At 41.2% G+C, this 13,400-nt stretch carries 10 protein-coding genes and 3 tRNA genes; 11 read left to right on the top strand and 2 right to left on the bottom strand.

What is annotated here, in order from left to right:
- Nucleotides 1–66: 66 nt before the first annotated feature.
- The gene (folD, locus tag AB4160_RS01045; RefSeq protein ID WP_102440516.1) at nucleotides 67–921 is read right to left on the bottom strand and encodes a bifunctional methylenetetrahydrofolate dehydrogenase/methenyltetrahydrofolate cyclohydrolase FolD; all 855 of its coding nucleotides are present in this window, start codon (nucleotides 919–921) and stop codon (nucleotides 67–69) included.
- 251 nt (nucleotides 922–1,172) lie between these two features.
- On the opposite strand from folD, the gene AB4160_RS01040 reads away from it, so the two are divergent.
- The 11 genes from AB4160_RS01040 (at nucleotide 1,173) to AB4160_RS00990 (ending at nucleotide 12,119) form a co-directional block, all read left to right on the top strand.
- A tRNA-Pro gene (locus tag AB4160_RS01040) sits at nucleotides 1,173–1,249 on the top strand.
- 111 nt (nucleotides 1,250–1,360) lie between these two features.
- Nucleotides 1,361–1,437 (top strand) — tRNA-Arg (locus AB4160_RS01035).
- A gap of 7 nt (nucleotides 1,438–1,444) precedes the next feature.
- Nucleotides 1,445–1,520: transfer RNA gene (locus tag AB4160_RS01030), tRNA-His, on the top strand.
- A gap of 285 nt (nucleotides 1,521–1,805) precedes the next feature.
- The gene (tig, locus tag AB4160_RS01025) at nucleotides 1,806–3,110 is read left to right on the top strand and encodes a trigger factor (protein WP_102440517.1); all 1,305 of its coding nucleotides are present in this window, start codon (nucleotides 1,806–1,808) and stop codon (nucleotides 3,108–3,110) included.
- 90 nt (nucleotides 3,111–3,200) lie between these two features.
- Nucleotides 3,201–3,812: an ATP-dependent Clp endopeptidase proteolytic subunit ClpP gene (clpP, locus tag AB4160_RS01020; protein ID WP_076536986.1), complete on the top strand. Its 612-nt coding sequence runs from the start codon at nucleotides 3,201–3,203 to the stop codon at nucleotides 3,810–3,812.
- A gap of 126 nt (nucleotides 3,813–3,938) precedes the next feature.
- Nucleotides 3,939–5,219, top strand: a complete 1,281-nt coding sequence (gene clpX, locus AB4160_RS01015) for an ATP-dependent protease ATP-binding subunit ClpX (protein ID WP_076536985.1) — start codon at nucleotides 3,939–3,941, stop codon at nucleotides 5,217–5,219.
- Nucleotides 5,220–5,349: 130 nt separating this feature from the next.
- Complete coding sequence (gene lon / locus AB4160_RS01010; protein WP_102440518.1) at nucleotides 5,350–7,701, top strand: endopeptidase La; 2,352 nt, start codon at nucleotides 5,350–5,352, stop codon at nucleotides 7,699–7,701.
- A 264-nt stretch (nucleotides 7,702–7,965) separates the two neighbouring features.
- A complete protein-coding gene (locus AB4160_RS01005; RefSeq protein WP_076536981.1) occupies nucleotides 7,966–8,238 on the top strand; it encodes an HU family DNA-binding protein in 273 nt (90 codons plus the stop codon).
- 220 nt (nucleotides 8,239–8,458) lie between these two features.
- Entirely contained in the window at nucleotides 8,459–10,330 is a 1,872-nt protein-coding gene (locus tag AB4160_RS01000) for a SurA N-terminal domain-containing protein (protein ID WP_102476389.1), read from the top strand.
- A 78-nt stretch (nucleotides 10,331–10,408) separates the two neighbouring features.
- The gene (locus AB4160_RS00995; protein WP_102440519.1) at nucleotides 10,409–11,002 is read left to right on the top strand and encodes an HAD-IB family hydrolase; all 594 of its coding nucleotides are present in this window, start codon (nucleotides 10,409–10,411) and stop codon (nucleotides 11,000–11,002) included.
- Between the two features lie 166 nt (nucleotides 11,003–11,168).
- Complete coding sequence (locus AB4160_RS00990) at nucleotides 11,169–12,119, top strand: GyrI-like domain-containing protein (protein WP_372003263.1); 951 nt, start codon at nucleotides 11,169–11,171, stop codon at nucleotides 12,117–12,119.
- 43 nt (nucleotides 12,120–12,162) lie between these two features.
- Here AB4160_RS00990 and AB4160_RS00985 read toward each other — a convergent pair whose 3' ends face one another.
- The gene (locus AB4160_RS00985) at nucleotides 12,163–13,395 is read right to left on the bottom strand and encodes a DUF819 domain-containing protein (RefSeq protein WP_102440521.1); all 1,233 of its coding nucleotides are present in this window, start codon (nucleotides 13,393–13,395) and stop codon (nucleotides 12,163–12,165) included.
- Nucleotides 13,396–13,400: the final 5 nt, after the last annotated feature.

Below are 13,400 nucleotides of genomic sequence, written 5' to 3'. Positions count from 1 at the left end.
ATAAAAAAGCCTGCATTAGCAGGCTTTTTTAGTTAATACAATTATTAACTCTGATTAAACAAAGGTTTAGTCGTGGTAAGTCTCAGCAGCATATAAGGTATTTTCTAGTAAGCTGGCAATTGTCATCGGACCTACACCACCGGGTACTGGGGTAATGAATGCCGCTTTCTCAGCAGCAAGATCAAATTCTACATCACCCACTAAGCGGCCATTGTCTAAGCGGTTAATGCCCACATCGATAACAATCGCACCAGGTTTAATCCAATCACCAGCAATAAAACCAGGTTTACCTACTGCAACAATCAACAAGTCAGCTTGGCGTACCTTTTGTTCAAGGTTTTTAGTAAAGCGATGACAGGTGGTCGTAGTACAGCCTGCAAGTAGTAGCTCCAATGTCATTGGTCTACCGACAATATTAGACGCGCCAACAATCGTTGCATCAAGACCATATGTATCTACACCCGTTGAATTGATCAAGGTCATAATGCCTTTTGGCGTACATGAACGCAGCACTGGGATGCGCTGAGCAAGTCGGCCGACATTATAAGGGTGGAAACCATCAACATCTTTATCAGGGCGAATTTGCTCAATGACTTTAGATTCTTCAATGTGTGCAGGTAATGGCAGTTGCACTAAAATGCCATCAATTTTAGGGTCATCATTGCATTGATCAATTAAGGCTAACAATTCTGCTTCAGTGGCCGTGGTCTCTAAATCATATGAATAAGATTGAAAGCCGACTTCTTCACACGCGCGGCGCTTACTTCCTACATAGACTTGTGACGCAGCATCTGCACCAACTAAGATGACCGCTAAGCCAGGAATTCTTTTACCTGCTTCTTTACGGGCAAGTACTTTTTCTTTTAAAGTGATTCGAATAGATTGAGCGATCGCTTTGCCATCAATATTTTGGGCAGTCATGGGGGTATAGTTTCCTTTATGGCGCGATAATAAGACGAAATTAACGAAGCGTATTCTATCAGTCAGCTAAAGTCATGTCATGAATATTGCCTTAGTGATTTTTTAAAAACAGAATTTTTTGTTTGTTAAAACAGCAGCTGAACAAGTTTGTCAAAAAAATCGTTGACGATAGGAAAGTGACTCGTTAATATGCGCTCCGTTCTCACAGCGAAGGTGTTTAAAGAAAATAAACATTGTAGCATTGAACATCTCGGTGATTAGCGCAGCCCGGTAGCGCATCTCGTTTGGGACGAGAGGGTCAGAGGTTCGAATCCTCTATCACCGACCAAATTTATTTATTTGTAAAGCTTCGGTTTTATGAATAAGCTGTAAAAAGATAAGTTGTTAACCAAAGCAACTTATCACGCTAGTAGGATATACAGATTTATCTGTAAACCATGCGCCCGTAGCTCAGTTGGATAGAGCACCCGCCTTCTAAGCGGGTGGTCGCAGGTTCGAATCCTGCCGGGCGTACCAAATTATGGTGATTGTAGCTCAGTTGGTAGAGCCCCGGATTGTGATTCCGGTTGTCGTGGGTTCGAGCCCCATCAGTCACCCCAAATTTTGCATTGATAATGCACAGTTGTAGAAAAAGCGACCTAAGGTCGCTTTTTTTATGTCTAAAATCCCCATTTAACCGCGTTTTCAGACTCGACTCGGCAGTAAACGGTCGCTATAATGTCGCGTCTTGATAAATATCTAATACGGATTACTACGGGTAACAGCGCTTAAACGCTGCTGTATCACTACTTTTATTAGTAAACATTAATCATCAAGAAATGAATATTTAATAGTTGAGTTTTCGACTATTACAAAGGACGTCAGACATATTTCGAGGTAAAACAATGCAAGTTTCTGTTGAAACAACTCAAGGCCTAGAACGTCGCCTAACAATTTCTGTACCTGCTGAGCAAATTGAGAAATTAGTTAAAGACAATTTATTACGTGAAGCGAAGCGTGCAAAGATCTCTGGTTTCCGTCCAGGTAAAGTACCAGTATCAGTAATCAACCAACGTTACGGTAAAGCTATCCGTCAAGATGTGACCGGTGAAGTTATGCAACGCAACTTCATTGAAGCTATCATGGCTGAAAAACTAAACCCAGCTGGCGCACCAGTATTTGCTCCTAGTAAAGCAGAAGGCGAGAACTTCGAGTTCGTTGCTACTTTTGAAATCTACCCAGAAGTTGAATTAACTGGTTTAGATGCAATCGCTGTTGAACAACCACAAGCTGAAGTTAATGACGCTGACGTTGACACCATGATTGAAACGCTTCGCAAGCAACACGCTACTTTCGCTGTAGTTGAAACTGCTGCTGAAGAAGGCAACAAAGTTAAAATGAACTTTGTTGGTTCAGTTGAAGGTGAAGAATTTGAAGGTGGCAAAGCTGACGATTTCGAACTTGAGCTTGGTAGCAACCGTATGATCCCAGGTTTTGAAACTGGCATCATTGGTCATAAAGCCGGTGAAGAATTTGAAGTTGAAGTCACTTTCCCTGAAGATTACCACGCTGAAAACTTAAAAGGTAAAGCGGCTAATTTCGTTATTACTCTTACCGAAGTTCAAGCTGCAGAATTACCAGAAGTGAATGACGAGTTCGCTTCATTATTCGGTATTGCTGAAGGTGGCCTAGAAGCCCTTAAAGCTGAAATCCGTAAAAACATGACTCGTGAACTTGATCAAGCGCTTAAAGCGAATGTTAAAGAGCAAGTTATCGAAGGCTTATTAGCTGCTAACGACATCACTATCCCTAAAGCACTTGTAGACGGTGAAGTGAATGTTCTTCGTCAACAAGCTATGCAACGTTTTGGTGGTCAAGCTGAAAACATGCCTGAGCTTCCAGCTGATCTATTCACTGAGCAAGCTGAGCGTCGCGTTAAAGTTGGTCTATTATTAGGCGAAGTAATCAAAACGAATGAACTTCAAGCTGAAGATGAGCGCGTTCAAGGTTTAATCGCTTCAATGGCTTCTGCTTACGAAGATCCAACAGAAGTTGTTGAATACTACAATGGCAACAAAGAGCTTATGCAGAACATGCGTAACGTAGCTCTTGAAGAGCAAGCTGTTGAAGTGCTATTAAAATCAGCAAAAGTAACTCTAAAAGAAGTTGCTTTTGAAGAATTTATGAACAAGGCAACAGGTAAAGCGTAACCTTCGCTTGACTTGATTGGCGGTTCGCCATTTATAATGGCTCGTATGAGGTTCTCATACGAGCCATTTTTATTTTAGGGAAAGTATAAAATGCATAAAGCGCCAGAATCTGTACTCAATGCTCTCGTACCTATGGTTGTTGAACAAACAGCAAAAGGTGAGCGTTCATATGATATTTACTCTCGTTTATTAAAAGAGCGTGTAATTTTCTTGGTTGGCCAGGTTGAAGAACACATGGCTAATTTGATCGTGGCGCAATTATTGTTCCTAGAATCAGAAAGCCCAGACAAAGATATTTCAATTTACATTAACTCGCCAGGAGGCTCAGTAACAGCCGGCATGGCGATTTATGACACCATGCAGTTTATCAAGCCAAATGTCAGTACAGTATGTATTGGTCAAGCAGCAAGCATGGGCGCTTTTTTACTTGCTGGTGGCGCAAAAGGCAAACGTCATTGTTTACCTAATTCTCGCGTGATGATCCACCAACCATTAGGCGGTTTCCAAGGTCAGGCTTCAGATATTGCAATTCATGCTCAAGAAATTCTTGGCATTAAGAACAAATTGAACCAAATGTTGGCGGAACATACCGGTCAACCAATGGAAATCATTGAACGTGATACTGACCGTGATAACTTCATGAGTGCTCAAGAAGCAGCCGATTATGGTTTAGTTGATTCAGTTTTTGAAAAGCGTAGCTGATCTTTACGCCTGAGTGCGCTATTCTTTGAAGAATAGAGTATTAAAATATAAGACTGTGTTTGTGCATTTAAACAGTACAGATGGTTTTCTACAGACAGTGTCTAGGCTGTAACAGAGGTAGAGTTAATGGGCGATAACAAAAATTCCGGTGACAGCGGTAAGCTGCTGTACTGCTCTTTTTGCGGGAAAAGCCAACATGAAGTTAGAAAGCTAATTGCTGGACCTTCAGTATATGTTTGTGACGAATGTGTCGAGTTATGTAATGACATAATTCGTGAAGAGATAAAAGAAATTTCGCCTAAACGCGATCAAGACCAATTACCAACGCCACACGAATTACGTAATCACCTCGATGATTACGTCATTGGTCAGAATCAGGCAAAAAAGGTGCTATCGGTAGCGGTTTATAATCACTATAAGCGCTTACGTAATGGTACGCCGATTGAAGGTGTTGAGCTTGGTAAAAGTAATATCTTACTTATTGGGCCTACAGGTAGTGGTAAAACATTACTGGCTGAAACCTTAGCGCGTTCACTTGATGTGCCGTTTACTATGGCTGATGCAACCACATTAACTGAAGCAGGTTATGTGGGTGAAGACGTTGAAAACATTATTCAGAAACTTCTGCAAAAATGTGATTACGACGTTGAAAAAGCGGAACGTGGTATTGTTTACATCGATGAAATCGACAAGATTAGTCGTAAATCTGACAATCCTTCTATAACTCGTGATGTATCGGGTGAAGGTGTTCAGCAGGCGTTACTAAAACTAATTGAAGGTACTGTTGCTTCTGTGCCACCTCAAGGTGGTCGTAAGCATCCACAACAAGAGTTTTTGCAAGTTGATACTTCAAAGATCTTATTTATTTGTGGTGGTGCGTTTGCTGGGCTTGAAAAAGTTATTGAGCAACGTGGCTTAACAGGTACTGGTATCGGTTTTGGCGCTGAAGTTAAAGGTGATGCAGATAAAGCGACTATCTCGCAAACATTAGGTAAGGTTGAACCAGAAGATTTAATTAAATTTGGTTTGATCCCTGAGTTTATCGGTCGTTTACCTGTTGTTGCGACGCTAACTGAATTAGATGAATCTGCATTGGTTCAAATCTTATCTCAACCTAAAAATGCACTTACTAAGCAATATGGTGCCTTATTTGAGATGGAAGATGTTGAGTTAGAGTTCCGCGAAGATGCGCTTAAAGCCATTGCTCATAAAGCAATGACCCGTAAAACCGGTGCTCGTGGACTTCGTTCAATTATCGAAGATATTTTACTCGATACCATGTATGACATCCCTTCAGTGGAAGGCGTGATTAAGGCCGTTGTTGATGAGTCTGTAGTAAAAGGCGAATCCGCACCAATCCTAATTTACGAAAATGCCGAAAGCCAAGTTGCTGGTGGTGAACAATAAATAGACGATTTAGTCTTTTATTAAAAATAAGGAGTCCATTGGGCTCCTTTTTTCGTATTAACCATTGAAAGTTTGAGAAACATCCCAATATACTGACTTATAAAATCCATTCATCAAACGGAATCGAACTATGACCCAAGAGCGTGAAGCGCATATCGAACTCCCCGTGCTGCCACTGCGAGATGTAGTGGTTTATCCCCATATGGTAATTCCGTTGTTCGTCGGACGAGAGAAATCTATTCGTTGTCTCGAATCGGCAATGGAACAAGACAAGCAAATTTTATTGGTCGCACAGCGAGAAGCTGATTTAGACGAGCCAACAAAAGAAGATATTTTCGACGTCGGTACCGTAGCCTCAATTTTGCAGTTATTAAAACTACCTGACGGGACCGTTAAAGTCTTAGTTGAAGGTGGTCAGCGTGCAAAAGTAACCGCTTACACCCAAGAAGATGAATTCTTTGTCGCGACAGCTGAATACTTAGCTTCTGAAGACTTAGCTGACAAAGAAGAAGAAGTCTTAGTCCGCAGTGCAATCAGTCAATTTGAAGGTTACATCAAGCTTAACAAGAAAATACCGCCTGAAGTGCTCACTTCATTAACCGGTATTGAAGAAGCAGCGCGCCTTGCTGACACCATGGCGGCGCATATGCCACTTAAGCTAGAAGACAAACAGTCTGTGCTTGAGATGATTAATGTTGGTGAGCGCCTTGAATACTTAATGGCGATGATGGAAGGCGAGATTGACTTATTACAAGTTGAAAAACGCATCCGTGGCCGCGTTAAGAAACAAATGGAAAAGAGTCAACGCGAATACTATTTGAATGAGCAAATGAAAGCCATTCAAAAAGAATTAGGCGATCTTGATGAAGGCCAAGATGAGTTTGAAGTATTAGCTCGGAAGATCACTGAGGCTAAAATGCCAGCAGAAGCCAAAGAAAAAGCCGAAGCTGAGTTAAACAAACTGAAGATGATGTCTCCAATGTCTGCAGAAGCGACTGTTGTCAGAAGCTATGTCGATTGGATGACCTCGGTACCTTGGAGTCAGCGTTCTAAAATTAAGCGTGATTTATCAAAAGCTGAAGCCATTCTTGATACCGATCACCATGGGCTTGAGAAGGTTAAAGAGCGCATTTTAGAGTATCTTGCGGTACAAAGCCGTGTTAAACAGCTTAAAGGGCCAATTCTTTGTCTAGTGGGCCCACCAGGTGTCGGTAAAACGTCACTCGGTCAGTCAATTGCAAAGGCGACAGGTCGTAAGTATGTGCGTGTTGCATTAGGTGGTGTGCGTGATGAAGCCGAGATCCGTGGTCATCGTCGTACTTATATTGGTTCTATGCCAGGTAAAGTCATTCAAAAAATGGCTAAAGTGGGCGTTAAAAACCCATTATTCCTATTAGATGAAATTGACAAAATGAGTTCTGATATGCGCGGCGATCCATCGTCAGCATTATTAGAAGTATTAGATCCTGAACAAAACTCAGCATTTAACGATCATTACCTTGAAGTGGATTACGACTTATCAGACGTAATGTTTGTCGCTACCTCAAACTCAATGGATATCCCTGGACCATTACTTGACCGTATGGAAGTGATCCGTTTATCGGGTTACACCGAAGATGAAAAGCTTAATATTGCTAAGAAGCATTTATTAACCAAACAGATTGAGCGTAATGGCTTAAAAGCGAGTGAGATAACCATAGAAGACAGTGCCATTATTGGCATGATCCGTTATTACACCCGTGAAGCTGGCGTGCGTTCATTAGAGCGTGAGCTGTCTAAAGTGTGCCGTAAAGTCGTAAAAATGATTTTGCTTGATAAGTCAGTGAAAACCGTTGTTGTGGATCAAGATAACCTGAAATCTTTCTTAGGTGTGCAGCGCTTTGATTACGGTAAAGCTGAATCTAACAATCAAATTGGTCAAGTTACTGGCCTTGCATGGACGCAAGTTGGTGGTGATTTACTGACCATTGAAGCCACTTCGGTGCCAGGTAAAGGCAAACTTGCTTATACCGGTTCGCTAGGTGACGTGATGCAAGAGTCAATTCAAGCTGCAATGACCGTTGTTAGAGGCCGCGCAGAGCAGTTGGGGATCAATAACGACTTTTATGAAAAGCGTGATATCCATGTTCATGTACCAGAAGGTGCAACGCCAAAAGATGGTCCTTCAGCAGGTGCGGCAATGTGTACTGCTTTAGTATCAAGTTTAACCGGCAACCCGGTTAAAAGTGACGTAGCGATGACGGGTGAAATTACCCTTCGTGGTGAAGTGTTACCAATTGGTGGCCTGAAAGAGAAACTGCTTGCGGCGCATCGCGGTGGGATAAAAGTTGTGCTTATTCCTAAAGAAAATGAGCGTGATTTAGAAGAAATTCCAGCAAATGTGATTGCTGATTTAAAGATCCACCCTGTAAGGTGGGTCGAGGAAGTCCTTGAATTGGCCTTAGAAAGACCTGTTAAAGGCTTCGAAGTGGTCAAAAAGTAACTAATCAGTAAGAAAACTTGCTAGTAACCCAAAAAAAATGAAAAAAGGGGCTTAACAAACACGAAAGCTGTGGTAGCCTAGATAAGTGGAGAGTCAGTTAGCACCAAACCCTTGGCGCATCTGACTTTGAGCTGTATCCAAGTACATTTTTTTTGGTTTTCCAACTAAGTTTGGTGTGGTATCAAACTTACGATAAAAAGCCTCCGTAGACCGTTCCAAAGACGGATTTGGTTGCGGCGCAAAAATAACATTCAAGGGGATGACATGAACAAATCTGAACTAATCGAGAAAATCGCTTCTGGTGCTGACATTTCTAAAGCAGGCGCTGGCCGTGCACTAGATTCTTTTATTGCTGCTGTTACTGAAGCGCTTAAAGAAGGCGATAAGATTTCTCTAGTTGGTTTTGGTACTTTTGAAGTACGTCAACGTGCAGAACGTACTGGCCGTAACCCACAAACGGGTGCAGAAATCAAAATTGCAGCAGCAAACATTCCTGCCTTCAAAGCTGGTAAAGCACTAAAAGACGCTGTTAACTAAATAGTTGGTATCGTTGCCTTTTGTAAGGCATTTGTAGAAAGCACTGTTTTAACAGTGCTTTTTGCGAAATAAAGTATCAGAATTAACTTTGTTTTTTTGATATTAGGAGAGATAAGGCATACCTCGGTAGCGTCTGAATACTCCGTCTAAATTACAAGAAGGCGCATCCGCAAAAGGTGCGCCTTTTTATTTTATTATGTCGCAACAAGCGAGAATTCAGATGTTAGAAAAAATTCGCGAAGGTTCACAGGGTGTTATAGCTAAAAGTATTTTAGTACTGGTGATCCTTTCGTTCGCATTTGCTGGTGTCAGTAGTTACCTAGGAACCTCGACAGATGTTCCAGCCGCAGTAGTTAATGGTGACGAAATCACAGCCAATGAATTAGAACAAGCATTCCAAAATGAACGTGGCCGTTTAGAACAACAACTAGGCGAAATGTTTGATGCCTTAGCTGCTGATGATAACTATATGAATGGTATCAAGCAGAATGTATTAGATCGTTTGATTTCAGATAAGCTAATTAGCCAAGCGGCTGAAGATTTGGGACTACGTGTTTCAGATGAGCAAATTAAACAAGCGATTCTGAATGAGCAAGCATTCCAAACCGATGGTGTATTTGATAATGACCGCTACTTAGCTGTACTACGTCAATTAGGTTATCAAACCACTAGCTTTAGAAATATGATGCGTGTTGATATGACTCGTCGTCAACTTTTAACCGCGCTAGTGGGAAGTGAGTTTGTTCTTGATGGTGAAGCAAAGCAATTAGCTGAAGTTCAAGGTCAAACCCGTGATATTCGTTATTTAGTTGTGGACTCTACACCTTTCTTAGCTTCTTCAACAGTTTCTGCTGAAGAGATTAAAGCCTATTACGAAAGTAACTTAATTCAGTTCATGAGCCAAGAAAAAGTTAGCTTAGAATATGTCGAGTTGGACGTTGCAGATCTGGCTAAAGGTATCGAAACGTCAGTTGATGATGCGCGTGCTTTTTATGAAGACAACCAACAACAATATCAAACGCCAGAAAAACGTTTAGCTGCACATATTTTATTTGCATCTGGCGATGATAGCGCCGATGAAGCAAAGGCCGAAGCTGCTTTAGCTAAATTACAAGCTGGTGAAGACTTTGCTGCCGTTGCTAAATCAGATTCAGATGACCAATTTAGCGCAGAGCAGGGCGGTCAACTCGATTGGTTCGAACAAGGTGTAATGGATCCTGCATTTGACTCAGCTTTATTTGCACTTTCAACTGGTGAGTACTCACAAATTGTGAAGAGTGAATTTGGTTATCACATTATCAAGTTACTCGATGTGGAATCTGGTGCTGCAGCGCCGTTTGATGACGTGCAAGATAAAATCATCGCTGATCTTCAAAACAAAAAAGCGGTTGATGAATTTTATAGCTTACAAAGTGTTTTAGCCGATACCAGCTACGAAATACCTGACACTTTAGATGAAACAGCTAAAGCATTAGGCGTTGAGGTTCAATCAACAGCGTTATTTTCTCGTGATAATGCGCCTGTTAATTTAAATACTCCAGCTTTAATCAAAGCTGCATTTTCTGATGACGTTATTGGTAGCGGCATGAACAGTGAAGTGATTGAGTTAGCACCTAACCATGTGGTTGTGATTCGTTTACTGCAACATAAAGATGCTGGTACATTGCCATTAACTGAAGTATCTAGCAGCATTGAAGCACGTTTATTGCAAGATAAAGCGAACTTTGCCGCAAGTGAAAAAGCCAATGAATATTTAGCGCAATTAAAAGCAGGCACTGAAATCACTGAAGTTGCAGTAGCAACGAAAGAGAAGCTAGCACGATTTAATCAAGATATTGATCAAGCTATCTCGACTAAGGCATTTAAAATGGCAGCTCCAGATGCTGGTGCAAGCTCATTTGATACCGCTGCATTAGCTAATGGCTATGCGGTTATTGCTTTGGATAAAGTTAATGATGCAGAAGGTATTGATGCAAATATTGTTGAAAGTATTAAGCAACGTTTAGTACCTCAATACAGCGAAGCTGATTACCGTTCAGTTGTCGCAGCTTTAAAAGCAAAAGCAACAGTTGAATACCCAGTAGCTGAATAAGCTGATTGGAATTCACAAAAGCCAAGGTTCGCCTTGGCTTTTTTATGTCAAAATTTTGAGGTTCTTATAAGGATATTTATGAACTTAGCATTGTTTGATTTTGATGGAACTATTACAAGTAAAGATACTTACACGCCATTTATTTACTCAAGTGTACCTAAGTGGCGTTTAATCGTTTGTTATCCGATATTAATCCCTGTGATAGCCGCTTATAAATGGCAGCTCATTGGTGGGTCAAGAACGCGTAGCATCATTTCTAAGTTTGCTTTTTGGCAACAAGATGAGCAACACATTAAGGCCATCGGCGAAGATTATGCTACAAGTTTTGATCTACAAATCAAACCTCAAGCGCTAGCGCGTCTGCAATGGCATCAGATGCAAGGTGACACCATTGTTGTGGTTTCGGCATCACTTAATGTTTATTTAGCGCCATGGTGTCGCCAGCATGGATTTAAACTGATATGTGCAGAGCTAGAAAGTAAAAAGGGTAAACTGACCGGACGGTATATTAATGGTGACTGTAGCGGCGCTGCAAAATCAAATCGAGTTTTAGCTCAGTTTGACCTACAAGATTTTGATAAAGTGTATGCCTATGGTGATACAGAAGAAGATAAACCCATGCTAGAACTTGCTGATGTCAGTTATTACCGATGGCAAAAACTGACAGGCTAACGCCGTTATATAGTAAAAAACTAAGGTATGGCTTTACTGTTTACTAGTAAATCTAGCGGTTTATAAGCCAAACAACTTGTTGCAGTCATGGGACTAAAAATCGGACTTGTAAGTTGTGTTTATATGAAAGATAAGTCAGTTTTAAACTAAGAGGTCTAGTCAAAAATTGAAAGATTTACATGCTCAATTTGAAGTGCTATTAAGCTATATCGATAATAATCTACCTGCAATTTCTGCGTTTGATGACAATCTCAACAGCCGCTTAGCGGCGATTGCAGGGGTTGCTGAAGTGCATTTTGGTGCGTTATTTTACAGTCTGTTTCATACTAAAGTGCAGGATTATATTCGTTTGCTAAAAAACCTTGAAGCGGCGCAGTTACTGGGTTTTGATAAAACTATTAGCTTAGATACTGTCGCGTTAAAAATGGGCTACCCGTCAACTGCGACATTTATTACCGCGTTTACCGACAGCATTGGTCAAAGTCCGCAAAGCTTTCAAGCCTCACCTGATTGGGGGAATTTTTTTGCCAAGCAGCAACCACTGAGTACCCTAGCCGAAGGACACGAGCAGTTTTCTGCTGCTGAGGTTAATATTCAGGCATCGGATCTAACGGCGACAGAGTTAGTGGTTATTAAGCATCGTGGACCCGCTTGTTATTTATCTCAATCGAAAAATGCCTTAAACGCATTTAGGCAAAAATATCATTTATCGCCCAGTACTAGTCGCACCTTTAATTTCGTTTATGATATGCCTTATCCGCAAATTAATGCCTTAACTGACGATCAATCCATGTTATCGCTGGATATTGGTGTGAGTGTCAATCAAGCGCAGCTTACTGAATTAGCACCCGTTATCGCTGAGTCTGGTTATTTTTCGAATAAGTCTGTGGCTAAGGGGCGTTATGCTCAGTTTTATCATTTGGGTTCTGAAAAAGAGCTCAATAGCAAAATAAAATATCTTTATAGTCATTGGCTTGCTGCCAGTGATTGGACTTTAACGACCCAGCCGCTGATAATTGAACGCTTGGATGTGATTAAGAGTGAGGCTGTTGAAGCTGCTATTGCCGATGACAACCAAGAGCTTGTAGAGGTTAGAGTCTATTTAAAATTACAGTAACAGGTATCCGTATATGTTCACTGTAAGAAATTAACTCATCGTTTTATTGCGATACGAGCCGCATCATCTCGGCGCATAGCCAAGCCATGTAAGTTGCCCAAGCATAACCAAATACTGAGAACATGATCGCGATAGGTACCAGTGAGCGGTGAAATGCAATTGCCACCACAGGGGATGATGCCGCGCCGCCAATACAGCATTGACTTGCTAATGCCATATAAGCCACAGGTGCTTTCATCACTAGCCCAGCAATAATCACGAACAGGCTATGAATTGCTAACCATACAAAGCCGATGGCAAAGTAGATTGGAAAGTCATCAATCATGGTCAAGTCCATTCTAAGGCCCATACTAGCAATCAAAATATACAGCATGACAGTGGAGACCTTTGATGCCCCTAATTGCTCAAGTTCACGCACTTTGGTATTTGAAAGTGCAATACTGATAGTGGTCACTATGATGACAATCCAAAAGAAATTTGAAGTCAGACTAAACTTTTCTGTTGCAGGGTAGTGGGCGGCAAAATATGGCGCCAGAATATCAGCCCCCATATGTGCTAATCCCGTCACGCCAAATGCCACACTGAATATTAATATGTAATCAGTTATGGTGATATTCTTGACCGTGTGAGCTTGCTGATATTCGCTTGTAGCGATTAACCGCTGATAATTGCTTGAGTCGGCACCCGTTTTTTTATCTATCGCAGCAGCATTATTGGCGCAGATTAATAAAAATGACATCCAAATCGCTGAGTAGACTACATTGACCGAAATCATAATCGCAAATAAGTTTTCTTTTACCTGATAGATTTCTTTCATGGCAAGTTGATTCGCTGTGCCACCAACCCAATTCCCTGCTAAGGTCGCCATTCCGCGCCAGGCAGCATCTTCACCTAGCCAATTAATAGATTCAGGCGCTATTTTCGCAAAAAGTATCAGAGTTAACGGGCCGCCAATAATAATGCCTAAGCTGGCAATTAAAAACAGCATGACAATTTTAGGGCCCAATAATAGAATGGATTTTATGTCTACACTGATAATTAGTAATGTTAAACAAGCGGGCATTAAATACTTTGAGGATATGTGGGGTAATTGACTTTGGGAAGCATCGACAATGTTTAAGGTATTTAAAAATGATGGCAACACATAAATCATGACCATAATGGGCACAAAACGGTAAAGTTGTTTCCAAAAGCTTTGTTTTAGCTTGCTAGTATAAAATACCAAACCAATAATCGCGGCCAACAAGCCAAAAATGACCGGATCTGCAGTAATCATAATTT

Source organism: Shewanella sp. 10N.286.51.B8, from assembly GCF_041469325.1.
Classification (GTDB): Bacteria; Pseudomonadota; Gammaproteobacteria; order Enterobacterales; family Shewanellaceae; genus Shewanella.
This window is presented reverse-complemented; position numbering and strand designations above follow the sequence as displayed.